This is a genomic window from Pseudomonas fluorescens, assembly GCF_002022275.1.
Classification (GTDB): domain Bacteria; phylum Pseudomonadota; class Gammaproteobacteria; order Pseudomonadales; family Pseudomonadaceae; genus Aquipseudomonas; species Aquipseudomonas fluorescens_AJ.
In genome coordinates this window covers 53569-71560 of the sequence record NZ_MSDF01000055.1, presented here as the reverse complement: position 1 = coordinate 71560, position 17992 = coordinate 53569, and the positions used below count along the sequence as shown (strand labels likewise).

At 60.5% G+C, this 17992-nt stretch carries 17 protein-coding genes; 12 read left to right on the top strand and 5 right to left on the bottom strand.

The window, feature by feature from the left end:
* A partial coding sequence (locus tag BFW87_RS28300; RefSeq protein ID WP_078743010.1) for an ATP-binding protein occupies nucleotides 1-836 on the top strand: 836 nt, incomplete at its 5' end.
* Complete coding sequence (locus BFW87_RS28295; RefSeq protein WP_254865964.1) at nucleotides 761-1492, top strand: vWA domain-containing protein; 732 nt, start codon at nucleotides 761-763, stop codon at nucleotides 1490-1492. The genes BFW87_RS28300 and BFW87_RS28295, both read left to right, overlap by 76 nt.
* 98 nt (nucleotides 1493-1590) lie before the next feature.
* On the opposite strand, the gene BFW87_RS28290 is transcribed toward BFW87_RS28295, so the two are convergent.
* Nucleotides 1591-2538, bottom strand: a complete 948-nt coding sequence (locus BFW87_RS28290) for a DUF1853 family protein (protein WP_078743009.1) — start codon at nucleotides 2536-2538, stop codon at nucleotides 1591-1593.
* 144 nt (nucleotides 2539-2682) lie between these two features.
* Between BFW87_RS28290 and BFW87_RS28285 the strand changes: the two genes are divergently transcribed.
* The 6 genes from BFW87_RS28285 to pepN are packed head-to-tail and all read left to right on the top strand — an operon-like array spanning nucleotide 2683 to nucleotide 9183.
* Nucleotides 2683-3573 carry an NAD(+) kinase gene (locus tag BFW87_RS28285; RefSeq protein ID WP_003217892.1) on the top strand — a complete coding sequence of 297 codons (891 nt, stop codon included), beginning with the start codon at nucleotides 2683-2685 and terminating at the stop codon, nucleotides 3571-3573.
* Nucleotides 3573-4544, top strand: coding sequence for a metallophosphoesterase (locus tag BFW87_RS28280; RefSeq protein ID WP_078743008.1), 972 nt, complete (start codon nucleotides 3573-3575; stop codon nucleotides 4542-4544). The genes BFW87_RS28285 and BFW87_RS28280 overlap by 1 nt, the downstream gene beginning before the upstream one ends.
* Nucleotides 4541-5410, top strand: coding sequence for a rhomboid family intramembrane serine protease (locus tag BFW87_RS28275; RefSeq protein ID WP_078743007.1), 870 nt, complete (start codon nucleotides 4541-4543; stop codon nucleotides 5408-5410). Before BFW87_RS28280 ends, BFW87_RS28275 begins: the two co-directional genes overlap by 4 nt.
* Before the next feature lie 15 nt (nucleotides 5411-5425).
* Complete coding sequence (locus tag BFW87_RS28270) at nucleotides 5426-5686, top strand: YeaC family protein (RefSeq protein WP_016972751.1); 261 nt, start codon at nucleotides 5426-5428, stop codon at nucleotides 5684-5686.
* Complete coding sequence (locus BFW87_RS28265; RefSeq protein ID WP_078743006.1) at nucleotides 5683-6513, top strand: DUF2797 domain-containing protein; 831 nt, start codon at nucleotides 5683-5685, stop codon at nucleotides 6511-6513. Before BFW87_RS28270 ends, BFW87_RS28265 begins: the two co-directional genes overlap by 4 nt.
* Nucleotides 6514-6525: 12 nt before the next feature.
* Nucleotides 6526-9183 (top strand): aminopeptidase N, encoded by a 2658-nt coding sequence (gene pepN, locus BFW87_RS28260; RefSeq protein ID WP_078743005.1) that lies wholly within the window; start codon nucleotides 6526-6528, stop codon nucleotides 9181-9183.
* Between the two features lie 47 nt (nucleotides 9184-9230).
* Here the strand turns inward: pepN and BFW87_RS28255 are convergent, their stop codons facing one another.
* Nucleotides 9231-10277, bottom strand: coding sequence for an aldo/keto reductase (locus BFW87_RS28255; RefSeq protein ID WP_078743004.1), 1047 nt, complete (start codon nucleotides 10275-10277; stop codon nucleotides 9231-9233).
* Nucleotides 10278-10435: 158 nt separating this feature from the next.
* Between BFW87_RS28255 and BFW87_RS28250 the strand changes: the two genes are divergently transcribed.
* The 4 genes from BFW87_RS28250 to BFW87_RS28235 all read left to right on the top strand — a co-directional run bounded on the left by BFW87_RS28250 (nucleotide 10436) and on the right by BFW87_RS28235 (nucleotide 13285).
* On the top strand, nucleotides 10436-11152 hold the full coding sequence (locus BFW87_RS28250) for a helix-turn-helix transcriptional regulator (RefSeq protein WP_078743003.1): 717 nt from the start codon (nucleotides 10436-10438) through the stop codon (nucleotides 11150-11152).
* 52 nt (nucleotides 11153-11204) lie between these two features.
* Nucleotides 11205-11540: a nuclear transport factor 2 family protein gene (locus BFW87_RS28245; protein WP_078743002.1), complete on the top strand. Its 336-nt coding sequence runs from the start codon at nucleotides 11205-11207 to the stop codon at nucleotides 11538-11540.
* 14 nt (nucleotides 11541-11554) lie between these two features.
* Nucleotides 11555-12661 (top strand): cell division protein ZapE, encoded by a 1107-nt coding sequence (zapE, locus tag BFW87_RS28240; RefSeq protein ID WP_078743001.1) that lies wholly within the window; start codon nucleotides 11555-11557, stop codon nucleotides 12659-12661.
* A gap of 132 nt (nucleotides 12662-12793) precedes the next feature.
* Nucleotides 12794-13285, top strand: coding sequence for a GNAT family N-acetyltransferase (locus BFW87_RS28235; protein WP_078743000.1), 492 nt, complete (start codon nucleotides 12794-12796; stop codon nucleotides 13283-13285).
* Between the two features lie 113 nt (nucleotides 13286-13398).
* Here BFW87_RS28235 and BFW87_RS28230 read toward each other — a convergent pair whose 3' ends face one another.
* From BFW87_RS28230 to BFW87_RS28220, 3 genes are all read right to left on the bottom strand, one after another.
* A complete protein-coding gene (locus BFW87_RS28230; protein ID WP_078742999.1) occupies nucleotides 13399-13620 on the bottom strand; it encodes a hypothetical protein in 222 nt (73 codons plus the stop codon).
* Between the two features lie 153 nt (nucleotides 13621-13773).
* Nucleotides 13774-16005, bottom strand: coding sequence for a TonB-dependent siderophore receptor (locus tag BFW87_RS28225; protein WP_078742998.1), 2232 nt, complete (start codon nucleotides 16003-16005; stop codon nucleotides 13774-13776).
* Between the two features lie 131 nt (nucleotides 16006-16136).
* Nucleotides 16137-17879, bottom strand: a complete 1743-nt coding sequence (locus BFW87_RS28220) for a phosphoethanolamine transferase CptA (protein WP_078742997.1) — start codon at nucleotides 17877-17879, stop codon at nucleotides 16137-16139.
* Nucleotides 17880-17992 lie beyond the last annotated feature (113 nt).

Here is a 17992-nt window from a genome sequence, read left to right as displayed (position 1 = left end):
TGGCGAGCGGCCAGTTCGTCACGTTGCCGTTGGGCGCGACTGAAGAGCGTCTGGTCGGCACGCTGGACCTGGACGCGGCGCTGGGCGAAGGCCGTGCGCAGTTTTCTCCCGGCGTACTGGCCAAGGCGGACGGCGGCGTGCTGTATGTCGATGAGGTCAATTTGCTGCCCGATCACTTGGTGGACTTGCTGCTGGACGTGGCGGCAAGTGGCACCAACCTGATCGAGCGCGACGGCATCTCCCATCGGCATTCCGCGCGCTTCGTACTGATCGGCACCATGAACCCGGAGGAGGGTGAGTTGCGTCCGCAGCTGCTCGACCGCTTCGGTTTCAACGTGGCACTGAGCGGGCAAACCCTGCCCGCCGAGCGCGGGCAAATTATCCGCCGTCGCCTGGATTTCGACAGCGACCCTGCTGCGTTCTGCACGCAATGGGCCGAGCCGCAAGCCGCCTTGCGCGAGCGCTGCACCCAGGCGCGGACGCGGCTCGACAGCATTGCGCTGGATGATCAAGCGCTGGCACAGATCACCGAGCGCTGTTTTGCCGCCGGTGTCGACGGCCTGCGCGCAGACCTGGTCTGGCTGCGTGGCGCCAGAGCCCATGCGGCCTGGCGTGGGGTGACGGCGATTGCTGAAGAGGATATCGAGGCCGTGGCCGAATTTGCCCTGCGTCATCGCCGCCAAGAGCAATCCCCGCCGGATAGCCCGCCGAGCGAAGGGCAGTCGCCCAACGCTTCCGACAGTTCGCCGGGCCAAGGCCAGTGGGGCGATATGCCTGCGCCCGCCCTGCCCACGGGCGCTCGCCGGGAAGTCCCCGCCTGGCCAAAAAAGCCCTAGGCATTCGCCCTCGACCTGACGCGGGGGCGGATGCCCGGCCCAAGGCGGGGCGAGTCGACAGGGGGCGCCACGGTAAGGCGCGCAGCGCCAAGCACGGCTCGATCAATTGGCCCGGCACCTTGCTCGGTGGTCGGCCGAAAGCCCGTGAGGACCTGCTCTATCACCTGCGCAGCCGTACGGCCCACGAACTGTGGTTAGTGATTGTCGACGCCTCTGCCTCGACTCGGCGCCATCGTGCGTTGACGGACGCCAAAGGGCTGTTGGCCCAGCTGTTTGATGACGCGTACCGCCAACGGGCGCGCATGGCGTTGTTGACCGCCAGCGGGCAGTCGCCGACATGGCAGGTGCAGGGGCTGAAGGCCGCCAAAGGGCTGGCAGGTTGGCTGGAACAGCTGGGGGCCGGCGGTGGTACGCCGTTGCTGGCGGCGCTGACCGAGGCCGGGCAATGGCTGGCGGTGCGGCGCAAGCGTTATCCGAATGAGCAGCAGCGGTTGCTGGTGATTACGGATGGGCGGCTGAAAGATATTGCCGGGTTGCCATCGCTGGGGTGTCCGGGTTTGCTGGTGGATATCGAGCGCGGGCCGATCAGGCTGGGGCGGGCTGAAGAACTGGCGGTTGGGTTGCAGCTGGATTATCGGCATATCGATAAGGTGTGATAGCTGTGGGGCCGCCATCGCAGGCAAGCCAGCTCCCACACATCAAATGTGGGAGCTGGCTTGCCTGCGATGAGGCCTTAAAACACACCACTAAGTTGTCAGCCAGCCCCCGGCACATTCGGCCAAAGATCCGCCACCAGAAACAACCGCTCGGCTTCTTCCCAATCCTCACCCACCTGAACCAGCCGCACCAACAGCTGTGCCGGCGCCATCGGGTCCAGCTGGGCGAGCCAGCCTTGCATCTGCTCTTCACTCCATACCTCAGCCGCCGGGTAATGCGCCGGCGCCAGCCACGCATGCCGTGGCAAAGGCTGCCAGCGGCCCGGCGGACTCACGCTGACAAAGTCCCGCCAATCACGCTGATGCAACCAGCGCCCACGCAAATGCTGCGGGTGGGCGCCGTCGGGCGATTCAGCGTCGCCAGGCCACGGATAGAGCAAATACCCGCCCAGCCACAAATGGGCATCGAATTGCTGAATATCCAGCGCCGCCAGCACTTCTCGGCTTTCCGGCCGTGCCGAAATCGGCAATTGATGCTGGGCCAGATGCGCCAGTTTACGGTCGAGCCGGTCATGGCAACCCGGGCCCAGCCACTGCGCGCTGTCGCGGCCATTGCCATCCTGCGGCCCCAGATAAAGCTTGATCGCCAATTCCAGGTGATGCACGCCATCACGGTCGCGCACGAGCATGTCCAGCTCGCCCAGCGTATGCCCGGCGCGGCGGATCGGCAGGTTGGCCGCGAGCAGTTCCACGCCGGGTGCGTGCTGCACGGCGAATTGCCACAAGCGCTCGTAATACAGGCCCAGGCGCCGCGTACGGGCCAGGCTCAGCCAATGCTGCAACGGGCTGCTGTCGTGATCGAGCGTGCGTAACCAGTGCTCGAGAAGATGAGGCGCCTGCACCCAGTCGCTGCCGGCCAGCGGATGGCGCTGCGGCCACGGGGTGTGTGCCAGCATCGGCGGGGCGAGCATCACCCACGCCAGGTCGCGCACCTCAGGGTGGCGCAACTGGCGGGGCAGGTGACGCAAATCGGGGAACACAGTCATGGTCCGAGCATAGCCTTTTAAACGCCCTACAGGTGGCTGAGAACCATTGTCATCGGGGCCCTGCGACGACAAAGGGTTTTGCCTGACGCGGCCTTTCGCCCATAATCGTTCTTTTTGCCACACCCCAAATCCCGCAGGAGCCCCATGGAGCAATTTCGCAATATCGGCATTATCGGTCGCCTGGGCAGTACCCAGGTGTTGGACACCGTCCGCCGGCTGAAAAAATTCCTGCTGGAACGCCACCTGCATGTGATCCTTGAAGACACCATTGCCGAAATCCTGCCGGGCCATGGCCTGCAAACCTCGTCGCGCAAGATGCTCGGCGAAGTCTGTGACATGGTGATTGTGGTGGGCGGCGACGGCAGCCTGCTGGGCGCTGCCCGCGCGCTGGCGCGGCATAACGTGCCGGTGCTGGGGATCAACCGGGGCAGCCTGGGTTTTCTGACCGATATTCGCCCGGATGAGCTGGAAGTCGAAGTGGCCAAGGTACTCGACGGCCATTACCTGGTGGAAAACCGCTTCCTGCTGCAAGCCGAAGTGCGTCGCCATGGTGAAGCCATCGGCCAGGGCGATGCGCTGAATGACGTGGTGCTGCACCCGGGCAAATCCACGCGGATGATCGAATTCGAGCTGTATATCGACGGCCAGTTCGTGTGCAGCCAGAAGGCCGACGGCTTGATCGTCGCCACACCCACCGGCTCCACTGCCTATGCGCTCTCGGCAGGCGGCCCGATCATGCATCCCAAGCTGGATGCCATTGTGATCGTGCCGATGTACCCCCATATGTTGTCCAGCCGGCCGATTGTGGTAGACGGCAACAGTGAGCTGAAAATCGTGGTGTCCAAAGACATGCAGATTTACCCGCAAGTCTCCTGCGACGGGCAGAACCATTTCACCTGCGCCCCCGGTGACACCATCACCGTGAGCAAAAAGGCGCAGAAGCTGCGCCTTATTCACCCACTGGACCACAACTACTACGAAGTGTGCCGCACCAAGCTGGGCTGGGGCAGCCGCTTGGGGGGTGGAGGCGACTGATGCTCGATCCCGCGCGTAGCTACGACCTGATTGGTGACGTGCACGGTTGCGCTCATACCCTTGAGCACTTGCTCGAACAGTTGGGTTACCACAAGAGCGGCGGCACTTGGCGCCATCCCACGCGCATGGCGGTGTTCCTCGGCGACATCATCGACCGTGGGCCACGCATTCGCGAGGCGCTGCATATTGTCCACGACATGGTCGTGGCCGGTCAGGCGATGTGCATCATGGGCAACCACGAGTTCAATGCGCTGGGCTGGACCACACCGGCGCCGCCGGGCAGTGGCAAGCAGTTTGTGCGTGAACACAACCCGCGGCATGCGCGGTTGATCCAGGAAACCCTGACCCAGTTCGAGCAGCACCCGGCGGACTGGCATGATTTTCTCGGCTGGTTTTATGACATGCCGCTGTTTGTCGACGCCGGGCGTTTTCGCGTGGTGCATGCGTGCTGGGACGACGGCTTTATCGAGCCGCTGCGCGCCACCTTCGCGGACGGCTGCATCGATCAGCACTTCCTGCAAGCCGCCGCCGTGCCGGGCAGTTTTGCCTGCAACGCCTTCGACCGTTTGCTGCGTGGCACCGATATGCGCCTGCCGGACGGCCTGACGCTGACCGGTGGTGACGGGCTGACGCGTTCGTTTTTCCGCACCAAATTCTGGGAAGACGACCCGAAGACTTACGGCGACATCGTGTTCCAGCCCGACGCCTTGCCGGAGCCGGTGGCGCGCACGCCGTTGTCGTCCACCCAGAAGAATTCCCTGCTGCGCTATGGCGTCGACGAGCCGTTGTTGTTCGTCGGCCATTACTGGCGCAGCGGGAAACCGGCGCCGATCCGCGACAACCTGGCCTGCCTGGACTACAGCGCAGTGCTCTACGGCAAGCTGGTGGCGTACCGACTGGATCAGGAAACCCGCCTCGATCCGCGTAAATTTGTATGGGTCGACGTTGAGCGCCCTGAGGTTATTACATGAGCACCGTGGCTGTATTGCGCTTGCCTTTAAGCGTTGACCTGGCGGGTTTCGTCAAATTGTTGCAACGCATGCAAGTGCCCCATCGCGTCAGTGAAGAGGCCGGTGAGCAGGTGCTGTGGGTGCCTGAAACCATCAGCGACGACGTGCGCGTGTTGTACCAGCGCTTCCCGGCGGGCGATCCGGACCAACAACTGGATATTCCCGAGCAGGCGCCCATGACGCGCCCAAGTTTTGTTCAGCAAGTACGCCACAGCCCGGTGACGGCGCTGGTATTGCTGGCGAGTATCCTTGTCGGCGCGCTGACCTTGCTCGGTGAAAACCTGCAAACCATGGCTTGGCTGACCTTTCTGCCGTTTCACGTGGCGGGCGAGTACATCCAGTTCACGCCGCTGGCCAACAGCCTGGCGTCGGGGCAGTGGTGGCGGTTGGTCACGCCGATGCTGATCCACTTCGGCATCCTGCACCTGGCCATGAATGGCATGTGGTACTGGGAGCTGGGCCGGCGTATTGAAGTGCGCCAGGGCAGTATCAACCTGCTCGGCCTGACCCTGTTGTTCAGCCTGGTCTCCAACTATTCGCAATACGCCTATGGCGGGCCGAGCCTGTTTGGCGGGTTGTCCGGGGTGCTGTATGGCCTGCTCGGGCATTGCTGGATCTTTCAATTACTCTCGCCGAACCCGGCTTATCGCCTGCCCCGTGGGGTGCTGGCGATGATGCTGATCTGGCTGGTGCTGTGCATGTCGGGGCTGATCTCGATGATCGGTTTCGGCGAAATCGCCAACGCGGCTCACCTGAGCGGCTTGGTCATCGGTTGCCTGACGGGTTTGCTGGGCGGGTTGTACAACCGCCGCAAAGCCTCAATTTGATATAGGAAGAGCCTTATGTCCTCTTTTGCTGAAATGATTGAAAACATCACCCCGGACATTTACGAGAGCCTCAAGCTCGCGGTGGAAATCGGCAAGTGGTCCGATGGCCGCAAGCTCACCGCCGAGCAGCGCGAGCTGTCGCTGCAAGCGGTGATCGCCTGGGAAATCCAGAACCTGCCGGAAGACCAGCGCACCGGCTACATGGGCCCGCAGGAGTGCGCGTCGAAATCGGCACCGGTACCGAACATCCTGTTCAAGTCGGATGCGATCCATTGATTGAAATCGGTCGCGGTGCAGTCAACAAAATGTCGGCGCAACTCGGTGAGCCGACGGTTCAATACGCGTTTCGTCTGGGCGATACCGAGGTGGCGGTCAACCCGTTGATCGGCACGCATGTGCGCCTGGAGTTCCTCGGTGCCATCCATTGCAGCCATTGCGGCCGCAAGACCAAAACCAGTTTCAGCCAGGGTTATTGCTACCCGTGCATGACCAAGCTGGCCCAGTGCGACCTGTGCATCATGAGCCCCGAGCGTTGCCATTACGACGCCGGTACCTGCCGCGATCCGGGTTGGGGCGAAAAATTCTGCATGACCGACCACGTGGTGTACCTGGCCAATTCGTCCGGCATCAAGGTCGGAATTACCCGGGCGACCCAACTGCCAACGCGCTGGCTCGACCAGGGCGCGAGCCAGGCGCTGCCGATCATGCGCGTCGCCACGCGCCAGCAATCAGGTTTTGTTGAAGACCTGTTCCGCAGCCAGGTGGCCGACAAAACCAACTGGCGCGCATTGCTCAAGGGCGATGCCCAGTCGGTGGACCTCAAGCAGGTACGCGATGAGCTGTTCGCCTCCTGCGCCGAAGGCTTGCTGAGTTTGCAGGAACGCTTTGGCCTGCAGGCCATCCAACCTGTTACCGACATTGAACCGATCGAAATTCGCTACCCGGTAGAGCAATATCCCACAAAGATAGTCAGCTTCAACCTGGATAAGAACCCGATTGCCGAAGGCACGCTGCTGGGGATCAAGGGCCAATACCTGATCTTCGACACCGGCGTTATCAACATTCGTAAATACACGGCCTACCAGCTCGCCGTGCATCAGTAGAAGGACGAAGACATGCGCACCGAACAGCCGAAGATGATTTACCTGAAGGACTATCAGGCGCCGGACTACCTGATCGAAGAGACGCACCTGACCTTCGAGTTGTTCGAGGACCACAGCCTGGTCCACGCGCAGCTGGTGATGCGCCGCAACCCCGAGCGCGGCGCTGGCTTGCCGCCATTGGTGCTCGATGGCCAGCAACTTGAGCTGTTGAGCGTCAACCTGGCCGACCAGGAACTGACGGACGCTGATTATCAGCTGACTGAAAATCACCTCACGGTGCATCCGAAAAGTGAGCGCTTCACCCTCGACACCACGGTGAAAATCCACCCGGAAACCAACACCGCGCTGGAAGGCCTGTACAAATCCGGCAGCATGTTCTGCACCCAGTGCGAGGCCGAGGGCTTTCGCAAGATCACCTACTACCTCGACCGCCCGGACGTGATGAGCACCTTCACCACCACGGTGATCGCCGAGCAGCACCGCTACCCGATACTGCTGAGCAACGGCAACCCGATCGCCAGCGGCCCTGGTGAAGACGGGCGCCACTGGGCGACCTGGGAAGACCCGTTCAAAAAGCCTGCGTACCTGTTTGCGTTGGTAGCCGGTGATTTATGGTGCGTTGAAGACACGTTCACCACCATGACCGAGCGCGAAGTGGCGCTGCGCATCTATGTCGAGCCGGAAAATATCGACAAGTGCCAGCACGCCATGACCAGCCTGAAAAAGTCCATGCGCTGGGATGAAGAGACCTACGGCCGCGAGTACGACCTCGACATCTTCATGATCGTCGCCGTGAACGACTTCAACATGGGCGCCATGGAAAACAAGGGCCTGAACATCTTCAACTCCAGCGCCGTGCTGGCCCGTGCCGAAACCGCCACCGATGCCGCGCACCAGCGCGTCGAGGCGATTGTTGCCCACGAATACTTCCACAACTGGTCCGGTAACCGCGTGACTTGCCGCGACTGGTTCCAGTTGTCGCTGAAAGAAGGCTTCACCGTATTCCGTGATTCGGGCTTCTCCGCCGACATGAACTCGGCCACGGTCAAGCGCATCCAGGACGTGGCGTACCTGCGGACCCACCAGTTCGCCGAAGATGCAGGCCCGATGGCCCACGCGGTGCGCCCGGACAGCTTTATCGAGATCTCCAACTTCTACACCCTGACCGTGTACGAAAAGGGCTCGGAAGTGGTCGGCATGATCCACACCCTGCTCGGCGCAGAAGGCTTCCGCAAAGGCAGCGACCTGTACTTTGAGCGCCATGACGGCCAGGCCGTGACCTGCGATGACTTCATCAAGGCCATGGAAGACGCCAACGGTGCTGACCTGACTCAATTCAAGCGCTGGTACAGCCAGGCCGGTACGCCGCGTTTGGCCGTGACTGAGTCCTACGACGCCGCGGCGAAAACCTACAGCCTGACGTTCCGCCAGAGCTGCCCGGAAACCCCGGACAAGGTTGAAAAACTACCGTTCGTGATCCCGGTGGAATTGGGCTTGCTGGACGGGAAGGGCGCCGGTATTGCCTTGCGCCTGGCCGGTGAAGCCGCTGCTGGCGGCACGTCCCGTGTGATCTCGGTGACGGAAGCCGAACAGACGTTCACCTTCGTTGATATCCCTGAGCAGCCGTTGCCTTCGCTGCTGCGTGGCTTCTCTGCGCCGGTGAAACTGAGCTTCCCGTACAACCGCGATCAGCTGATGTTCCTGATGCAGCACGACAGCGACGGCTTCAACCGTTGGGATGCCGGCCAGCAGTTGGCGGTGCAGGTGTTGCAGGAATTGATTGGCCAGCATCAGGCGGGTCAGCCGTTGAAGCTGGATCAGCGCCTGGTTACGGCGTTGCGCAGCGTGTTGAGCGACGAAAGCCTGGATCAGGCGATGGTTGCTGAAATGCTGTCGTTGCCGGGTGAGGCTTACCTGACCGAGATCAGCGAAGTGGCTGATGTCGATGCCATCCACGCTGCCCGCGAGTTTGCGCGCAAGCAACTGGCGGACAGCCTGCACGAAGAACTGTGGCTGCGTTACACGGCCAATCGCGATCTGTCCAAGCGAACCGCCTACGTCGCGGCCGCCGAGCACTTTGCTCGTCGTGCCTTGCAGAACATTGCGTTGTCGTACCTGATGCTCAGCGCCAAGCCTGAAGTGCTGGCCGCGACCCTGGAACAGTTCGACAGCAGCGACAACATGACCGAGCGCCTCACGGCGCTGGCCGTGTTGGTCAACTCGCCATTCGACGCGGAAAAAGCCCAGGCGCTGGCGGTGTTTGCCGAGAACTTCAAGGACAACCCGTTGGTCATGGACCAATGGTTCAGCGTGCAGGCCGGCAGCACCTTGCCGGGCGGGCTGGCGCGGGTCCAGGCGTTGATGGAGCACCCGGCGTTCACCCTGAAGAACCCGAACAAGGTGCGCGCGTTGGTCGGTGCGTTTGCCGGGCAGAACCTGATCAACTTCCATGCAGCCGATGGTTCGGGTTATCGCTTCCTGGCGGACCTGGTGATCCAGCTGAACGGGTTTAACCCGCAGATTGCCTCGCGCCAGCTGGCGCCGCTGACCCGCTGGCGCAAATATGACGGCGCGCGTCAGGCGCTGATGAAGGCTGAGCTGGAGCGCATTCGCTCATCCGGCGAGCTGTCGAGCGATGTGTTCGAAGTGGTCAGCAAGAGCCTTGCATAAGGTGGGTGGATGAAAAAAACGGCCTGTTCAGGCCGTTTTTTTTCGTCTCAGATAACGGGAGGGCGGGGCGTGTCGGTGCCGTAATCGATGGGGAAACGCTCCGAGATGATCCCGTGTGGTACGCCCAGGGGGATGGCGCTTGCGGTATCAAGACGGTTCACTTGCTCGATGGACAACTGCACATCCAATGCACCGAGGGTGGCATCCAGTTGCGCACGGGTACGCGAGCCAAGGATCGGGATCAATGCTGTGGTAGAGCGCCGGGCTTTTTCGCGCAGCCAGGCGATGGCGATGTGGGTTGGCGTCGCGTGCAACTCGGCGGCAACCGCCAGCAGGTTGTCGAGTACTGCAGTTTCACGGGCGCTTTTTTCGGAGTGGATCAGCATGCCCAGCTTGCTCGCACGGTTGTCACCCTGGGTTTCGCGGTACTTGCCGGTGAGAAAACCACCGCCCAGCGGCGACCACAGGGTGGCGGCCAAGCCGAGCGCTTCGGCCATCGGCAGCAATTCGCGGTCGGCGCTCCGTTCGACCAGGCTGTATTCCGCCTGAATGCCGATGATGGGGGCGAAGTTGCGCACTTCGGCCAGCAAGTCGGCGCGGGAGATGCGCCACGCGGGGAAATTGGAGAGGCCCGCGTAATGAATCTTGCCGGCGCGCACCAGGTCGTCGAAGCCGCGCAGGATCTCCTCCATCGGCGTGACGTTATCGCTCATGTGTGCCCAGAGCAGATCGATATGCTCAGTGTTCAAGCGTTTGAGGCTTTCTTCGACGGCGCGGACCATGTTCTTGCGGTTGTTGCCGATTTTGATCGTGTCCGCATCCGCGGGCTGGGTGCGCAGGGTGTATTTGGTGGCGACAACCAGATTGTCACGCTCCGAAGCGATGAACTCGCCGAGCAGTACTTCAGCCTGGCCGAATTGATAGCCGTTGGCGGTATCGAGGAAATTGCCGCCCGCTTGCAGGTAACCGTCGAAAATCTGTTTAGCTTCATCACGCTCTGCGCCATGGCCCCAACCGGTGCCGAAATTGCCGGTGCCCAGGGCTAACTCTGATACCTGCAGACCGCTGCGGCGGCCAAAGACTGTATTGCGCATTCAAGACTCCTGACACTTCAGATTGTTTAAATGTTTGGTAACATGTAATTAATATGATACGTGTCATTTATTCCGTCAAGACGCTTTTTTGCTGCTGACAATTTCTGACAGGGCGCTCTGCTAAGCTGCGGGACTTTTTCCTTTCTGGCGGGATCAACGTGTCGCGAACCACTCGTCTACTGACTTTGCTGCAGGCCCTGCGCGGCAAAAAACGCCCGGTGACGGCCGCGGTATTGGCGGCGCAGCTGGAAGTGTCCGAGCGCACGCTGTACCGCGATATTGCGGAGCTGACCGCTTTGGGCGCGCCGATTTTCGGCGAGGCAGGGGTCGGGTACGTGCTGCGCAGCGGGCTGTTTTTGCCGCCCTTGATGCTTAACGCCGAGGAAACCGAGGCGATCGTGCTGGGTTTGCGCTATGTGGATCAACGGGGCGATGACGTATTGAGCCGTGCTGCCGCCAATGCCTTGGCCAAGATAGCCGATGTGCTGGACCCTGCCGCCCAGGAAGCCCTGCACAACCCTACGTTGTTACCCGGGCCGCCCGGTTTCGGCTACCCGGAAAACCGCGTGCCGTTGAATGTGTTTCGTGATGCCATCCGCCACCAGGCCAAACTGCATATCGATTACGCCGATGCCAGCCAGACCCAGAGCCAGCGCTTGATCTGGCCGTTGGCGTTGGGTTTTCTGAATGAAGTGCGGGTAATCGTGGCCTGGTGTGAATTGCGCGGTGCCTACCGGACTTTTCGCACTGACCGGGTGGCGGCTGCCGATGCCAGGGGCGAGCGCTATCCCGGGCGGCGCAGTGACCTGCTGCGGGCCTGGCGCAAACTGATGGAACAGAATGAAAGCGGGCCGTTTACTCCTGACAAAAACTGACACGTCCCTGGCTTAGCATGGCAGCACAAATTATCAAAAAAGGAGATGTGCCATGTCCGTACCCGAACTGGCCCCGGCCATTGTCGCCTACATTGCGGCGGCCAATACCCGCGACACGTCTGCCGTAGCCGAGTGTTTTGCCGACGATGCCAATGTGTTTGATGAAGGCGAGCATCAGGTCGGCACTGCCGCCATTGCTCGCTGGATGGAAGACACGGGGTTGCGCTATCAGCCTCGGGTCGAAGTGCTCAATGTGCAGCACCGCACCGGCAAGGTGTTGGTCAGCAATGTGGTCTCCGGCAACTTCCCCGGCAGCCCGCTTGAGTTGCGATACACCTTTCGATTGAACGAGCAGGGCAAGATTTCACGGCTGGATATCTCCCTGTAAGTCATACTGGCCCCATGACTTTTGACTCTCCTCTCGCCGCATACACACAGGCCATGGCCCAGCAGGGCTTTGTGCCCGACGAGGCTCAGCGCCGCGCAGTTGACGTCCTGCAAGCCTGCCACGAAGCCTTGCACGCAGGCCGCTCGCCGATTCAGGGCGTGTACTTGTGGGGGCCGGTGGGCCGGGGCAAAACCTGGTTGATGGACCAGTTCTACCAAAGCCTGCGGGTACCTGCGCGGCGTCAGCATTTTCACCACTTCATGGGCTGGGTGCATCAGCGCTCGTTTCAGCTCACCGGTATTCAGGACCCTTTGCAGGCCCTGGCCCGTGAACTGAGCGCGGACGTGCGGGTGTTGTGCTTTGACGAATTGTTCGTCAATGACATCGGCGACGCGATTATCCTCGGTCGCTTGTTCCAGGTGATGTTTGAGGAGGGCGTGGTGATGGTTTGCACGTCCAATCAGCCGCCCGACCAGCTGTACGCCGGTGGCTTCAACCGCGAACGGTTCCTGCCGGGTATTGAGGCGATAAAGCGGCACCTGCACGTGGTGGCGGTGGACGGTGATGAAGATCACCGCTTGCATCCAGGCCTTGGCGTGCAACGTTATTGGGTCGATCAGCCGGAGGCGCTTGCGGGTGTATTCCGGCAGTTGAGCGAAGGGCAGGCGGTGAGCGGCGGGCCGGTCAGCGTCGGCCATCGTCTGATTGAGGCGGTGCAAACCGGCGAAACCGTGTTGTGGTGCCGTTATGCCGACCTGTGCGAGAAGCCCTTGGCTGCGATGGATTTCATGCTGCTGTGCGATCGTTTCAAGGCCATTCTGCTGGGTGAGGTGCCAGACCTCAGCGCGCAAAAACGCCCGGCACGAATCGCTCGCGGCACCGAAGATGCTGCGCAACGTGTGGTGGCCGGGGATCGCGAGTTGCCGGAACTGTCGGTGCACGATGATAGCGTGCGACGTTTTATCGCGTTGGTGGATGAGTGCTACGACCGCAAGGTGCCGCTGTTCATCGAGGCCCGGGTGCCGCTGGAACACCTCTACACCGAGGGCTACCTGAAGTTCGCGTTTCGTCGCACCCTGAGCCGGCTGCAAGAGATGCAGTTGCAGCGATTCGGTACCTAGAAAAACACCCGCAGTCTTCGTACTTTCTGACGGACATTTGTCGTTAATCTCCTTCTTCTCCCGTTGGCTCCCCGCTTACAATCGTCCCTTCGATGGGAGATAAATCCCTTGTGGTCGTTATCGAGGACGGAAATGGACACCCCTGACATCCTGGTGCTGCAAGCCAGCTACACCAACGCCGTGCATGCCGAGGCCATTGGCCTGGTGCTCAATCATTACGCTGAAGACCCGATGGGCGGCGGCCACACGCTGCCGGCCGACCTGTTACAGCAACTGCCTGCTGAGCTGGCCAAGCGCCCTCATGCGTTCAGCGTCTTGGCGTTCGTCGACGGCGAGCCGGCGGGATTGGTCAATTGCTTCGAAGGGTTTTCGACCTTCGCCTGTCGCCCTCTGGTCAATGTCCATGATGTGGTGGTGATGAATCCGTTTCGTGGCTTGGGGTTGAGTCAGAAAATGCTGCAGAAGGTCGAGGAAATTGCCCGCCAGCGCGGCTGCTGCAAGATCACTCTGGAAGTGCTTGAAGGCAATGAAGTGGCGCAGTCGGCGTATAAAAAGTTTGGCTTTGATGACTCGATCTTTGATCCGGCCCATGGCCGTATGTTGTTCTGGAGCAAGTCGCTCTAATAAATGACAGGCAAAAAAAAAGGCGCCATTAAATGGCGCCAAGTTAGCCTTTGCCAACGGAGCGAGATGGCACAGGGTAATGCGGATTAACTAAAGATTAAATAAAGATTAAATTAGCTGTTGGGCTGTGACTCGGCAGTTTTTTGTTCAACGGAGTTGGTCTTGACGTTCTTGCCATCGGCCAGCGCGGTTTGTTGATTAGTGCCGTGAGTCTGTTGCTGCACGAAGGTGAAGTCCTTGTAGAACTGCTTGGAGCGCTCTGAACCGCCTTCAGCGAAAGCGGCGGCGGAAGTCAGTGTCATAAGGCCGGCAAGCATCAAAGTCGAAAGTTTCATCGTCGGTGTTTCCATCAAAGTGTGATCGGTGTCTGTTCTCTTGGATCAGACTCGTGGGGCCGATTATGTGAGGGGTTGATTAAGGCAGGCTTAACTGCGCAGCCACGAAACTTAACAATTACGTTAAGTTTCGCGGTGGTCACGGTGGGTGGTTTAAAGCTTCCAATCCAGCGCAAGCGTTATAGAGCGCGGGTCCCCCCAATACACGCCATTATAAAAGCCGACGCGCTCGTAATATTTTTTATCAAATAGATTATTGACGTTAACCGACGCCGAAACATGTTCGTCGAATTGGTAGCGCGACATCAGGTTGACCACCGTATAAGCCTGCTGCGTGATTCGGGTGCGCTCGGTGATCAGGTAACCCTCACTGTCGCGGCCACCAGTGGGGCGATTGGCAAAATCGTAGAAGTCACTTTGCCAGTTGACCGCGCCACCCACGGTCAACCCGCGCCATTCGCCAGGCAGGCGATAGGCTGTCGACACCTTCAACAGGTTCATTGGCAGGTTGGTGTTATTGCGCTGCTTGTCGCCATTGAGCGAGTGGGTATAGGTGTAGCCCGCCGTGAGGTTCCAGTCCGGCATGACCTCACCCGAAACCTCCACCTCAAAGCCTTGCACCTTGTTGCCCTTGCCTCCCGATTTATAGAACTGTTCCCCGGTGTCCGGGTCCGGTGCAACCGAATTGTCGAGCTCGGCCACGTTGTCCTGGGTGCTCCAGAAGTAGGCGGTGGCGAGGTTCAATCGCTCGTTGAGCAGGCTGCCCTTGAGGCCGATTTCATAGTTGCTGCCCACTACCGGTTCCAGGTATTTCTTGCCGGAATCACGCTCGTCCTGGGGGTTGAAGATGTCGGTATAGCTGGCATACACGGTGTACTCAGGCGTGATGTCGTAGAGCAGGCCTGCATACGGCGTCCACATGTCATTGTGGGTCTGGCGGGTTTTCGCAGAGCTGATCCGTTGGTTATTGGCGTTGTAATCGGGTTCGACGCTTTCAATTTCCCAACTGCCGTAACGGCTGCCCAGCACGGCGTGCAGGCGGTCGGTCAGGCTCAAGCGTGTGGCCAGGTAACCGGCCTTCTGTTTTTTGCTGCCGTGTTCGCCTTTGAGGCCAGTGGTGCGGTCGGGGAACTTGGGAATGCCGCCCATGTGTTGCCAGTCTTTGATGTCGGTGTAGCCCTTGGGCGTGTCGTAGCGCTGGAACGGCGACGCGTCGCGCTGTTCGGATTCGCCATACCCGACCATCAGTTCATGCTCGCGCCCCAGCAGTGCATAGGTGCCTGCAAGGTTGAAATCCACCACGTCCATTTTCGAGGTGCCGGTCATCTGGCTGGTCCAGGCCGTCATGCCGCTGCCGTCGGGGTTGGGCGCGCCTGCGCCGCCGTAGTAGACCTTGCCGTCGGTGTCGCTTTGCCGATGGGTCCAGGCGGCTTTCACGCGCCAATCGGCGGACAGCTTGTGATCGATAGTGGCGAAGGTGGTCTTGTCTTTGAGCGGCCAGGAACTCCAGTCGGCGGCCAGGTTGGCTGAGCGGGAAAGCCGCGCTTTGCTGCCGTCGCTGTTCCAATAGGGCAGGGTGCCCCAGGAACTGCCCTGCACGTGCTTGTTCTGGTAGTCGAAGCCTACGGCTACCACGGTGTCGTCCGTCAGGTCGCCTTCGAGAATGCCGTAGCCGACTTCCCGTTGCAGCGCGTAGTTGTCACGGAAGGATTGACTGTCACGGTAAGCCAGCACCGTACGCCCGCGCAGACGCCCATCGAATGCCAGCGGGCCGCCGACATCGACGTAGCTGTAGTAATTGTCATGGCTGGCGCCGCTGACGCCAGCCTGGGCTTGCCATTGCGCAGTGGGGCGCTTGCGGATCATGTTGACGGTGGCCGAGGGGTCGCCGGCGCCGGTCGTCAGGCCGGTGGCGCCACGCACCACCTCGATGCGGTCGTAGATGATGGTGTCGGCGTCGGACTTCATGCGCCCAAAGGTGCTGAGCATGCCGTCGACCTGGAAGTTGTTGATCGAATAGCCGCGAGACGAATAACCCGCCCGGTCCGAGTCCAGGTGTTGCACTGTTACACCGGTGGTCTGGCGCAAGGCGTCGGTCAGGGTGTTGAGGTTGAAGTCATCCATCTGCTGGCGGGTAATCACCGAAATGGATTGCGGGGTTTCCTTGATCGACAGATTCAGGCGCGTTGCGGTGCTCATGGCGCCTGTGGTGTAGGCACCGGTGTGCTCGGTGGTGGTGCCGAGGCCTTCGGCGGTAATACTGGTGGCGCCCAGCTCCAGGGCGCTGGCGTGCTCGGGGTCGCTTTCGGCGAACAGATCTGGGCTCAGCGCGACGCTGAACAGGCCGAGGGTAAAGGTCATGGAACGGGTAAAGGGCGCGAACATCGCGGCAGACTCCTTGTCGTCTTTTTCGCCTTCTCGGAAAGAAAAGGCGTTGGCTCAAAGACGAAAGGAGGCGCGGAACTTTAGGCTCAAACGAGAATGATTGTTATCTTTCTGTTACAGAGCCCACAGGGTTACTTGTTAACGACTTCGGCAGTGTCGGCTTTTTTCGGCTTGATCAGGCTGAAGTCAATCAGGCCTTTTTTCTGCGCGATATAGGGATCGCCAATGATCAATGGGCGCGGCTTGAAGCTGTCGCTGACCAGGCTTTTGGTACGGTCCAGCTCATCAAAACTCAACCCGGCGAGGTCGGCCCATGTGTGGATCAGCTGCGAGCTGCTGTAAGGCCGCTGCAGCGCACTGGCGAAGCTCCAGTCATGGGTTTCACGCCATTTTGGCGAGGCATAGGCCATCAACGGAATGGTGTACATCGGCGCCGTCGGCTTGCCTTCGTTACGGCCCAGCGTGCTGTGGCCAGGGGAGTCGTAGACGTCTTCGCCGTGGTCCGACAGGTACATCAGGAAGCCGTTCGGGTCCGCCTTGGCGTAGTCCTTGATCAGGCTGGACACCACAAAGTCGTTGTACAGCACGGCATTGTCGTAGCTGTTATAGGTCGGCAACTGCGCGTCGCTGATGCCGTCCGGAACGCCTTGGCGATCGGTGAATTTGTCGAAGGTCGGCGGGTAGCGGTACTGGTAGCTCATGTGCGTACCGAGCAGATGCACCACGATGAATTTGCGCTCGGCAGGGTCGGCCAGGGCCTTGGCAAACGGCGCCAGCACGTCGCCGTCGTATTGGCGGGCGTTCTGGTTGCGGTTGTTGTTCAGGTACACCTGCTCGTCGGCCTGTTCGGAAAAGGTCGTGAGCATGGTGTTGCGCTTGGTCATGGTCTGCTGGTTGGTGATCCAGTAGGTCTTGTAGCCGGCCTGCTTCATGACGCTGACAATCGACGGCGTTTTGAGGTACAGGTCCGGGTTCTCTTCGTCGGCGAAGGTCAGCACCTGTTGCAGCGCTTCAATGGTGTAGGGGCGCGGGGTGATGACGTTGTCGAACACGGCCAGTTGGTCGCGCAGCTTGTCGAGTTCCGGCGTGGTGTTACGCGGGTAGCCATAGAGGCTCATGCGCTGGCGGTTGGTGGATTCACCGATCACCAGCACCAGGGTCGACGGCTGGCCGGCCATGCTGTCCTTGAGGTTTTTCAAGGGTGGGATCTGGCTGGCGCTGGTCAGCATGCCTTGCATGTTTTCCAGCTGCTCGGTGTAGCGATGGTAGGCGACGATCATCTGCCACGGCACCGCAGGCTCTACACGGGATTCGAAGGCTTCAATGGCCAGCCCCAGGGTCGGGTTGGTCGCAATCTGTTTCACCAGCGGGTAACCGACGACCGCCAATACGATGGCGGTCGCTGCCAGAATCGATTGGCCACGCGGCAGGTACACCGGGCGCAGGCGGGTCCACAGGAAAACCGCCATCGCGGTGTGGGCAATAAACGCCAGCACGATCCACCAGGCGAAGTATTGGGTGGCGTACTCACCGGCTTCAGAGATGTTCGACTCGAACATAATGAAGATGACGCTTTGCGAGAATTCCTGCTGGTAAATAAAGAAGTAACCCAGGCTGGCCATGGAACAGGCCCACAGCACTACGCCGATCAGGGCGGCGAGCAGGCGTGTACGGCGCGGAAACAGCAGCATCGGCGCAAGCCACAGCGCACTCAGGAAGAAGGCTTGGCGAAAGCCACTGAAGCCGGAGGTGCCGGTCAGCTGGATGAGGAACTGGGTAATACCCGAGAAGTACCAGAAAAACAGGAAAAGCCAACCAAGGCCGGCCCAATCAAAACCTTTCGCAGACTTGGTGCTGCGTTTGAACATCGCCATCCAGTACTCCAACCCATAATTGCTCAGTTGCCGCGCAGGGCTGCGCGCAACAGAGGGCTACCGCGCGTGGGCAGCCCTATTCTCGGCGGGAGTATCGTGAGGAGGATGTGAAA

Coding starts and splice junctions, on each gene's coding strand:
- BFW87_RS28290 (WP_078743009.1), bottom strand. CDS start 2,538: ATGACTGTGTTCCCCGATTTGCGTCACCTGCCCCGCCAGTTGCGCCAC.
- BFW87_RS28285 (WP_003217892.1), top strand. CDS start 2,683: ATGGAGCAATTTCGCAATATCGGCATTATCGGTCGCCTGGGCAGTACC.
- BFW87_RS28280 (WP_078743008.1), top strand. CDS start 3,573: ATGCTCGATCCCGCGCGTAGCTACGACCTGATTGGTGACGTGCACGGT.
- BFW87_RS28275 (WP_078743007.1), top strand. CDS start 4,541: ATGAGCACCGTGGCTGTATTGCGCTTGCCTTTAAGCGTTGACCTGGCG.
- BFW87_RS28270 (WP_016972751.1), top strand. CDS start 5,426: ATGTCCTCTTTTGCTGAAATGATTGAAAACATCACCCCGGACATTTAC.
- pepN (WP_078743005.1), top strand. CDS start 6,526: ATGCGCACCGAACAGCCGAAGATGATTTACCTGAAGGACTATCAGGCG.
- BFW87_RS28255 (WP_078743004.1), bottom strand. CDS start 10,277: ATGCGCAATACAGTCTTTGGCCGCCGCAGCGGTCTGCAGGTATCAGAG.
- BFW87_RS28245 (WP_078743002.1), top strand. CDS start 11,205: ATGTCCGTACCCGAACTGGCCCCGGCCATTGTCGCCTACATTGCGGCG.
- zapE (WP_078743001.1), top strand. CDS start 11,555: ATGACTTTTGACTCTCCTCTCGCCGCATACACACAGGCCATGGCCCAG.
- BFW87_RS28235 (WP_078743000.1), top strand. CDS start 12,794: ATGGACACCCCTGACATCCTGGTGCTGCAAGCCAGCTACACCAACGCC.
- BFW87_RS28230 (WP_078742999.1), bottom strand. CDS start 13,620: ATGAAACTTTCGACTTTGATGCTTGCCGGCCTTATGACACTGACTTCC.
- BFW87_RS28225 (WP_078742998.1), bottom strand. CDS start 16,005: ATGTTCGCGCCCTTTACCCGTTCCATGACCTTTACCCTCGGCCTGTTC.
- BFW87_RS28220 (WP_078742997.1), bottom strand. CDS start 17,879: ATGGCGATGTTCAAACGCAGCACCAAGTCTGCGAAAGGTTTTGATTGG.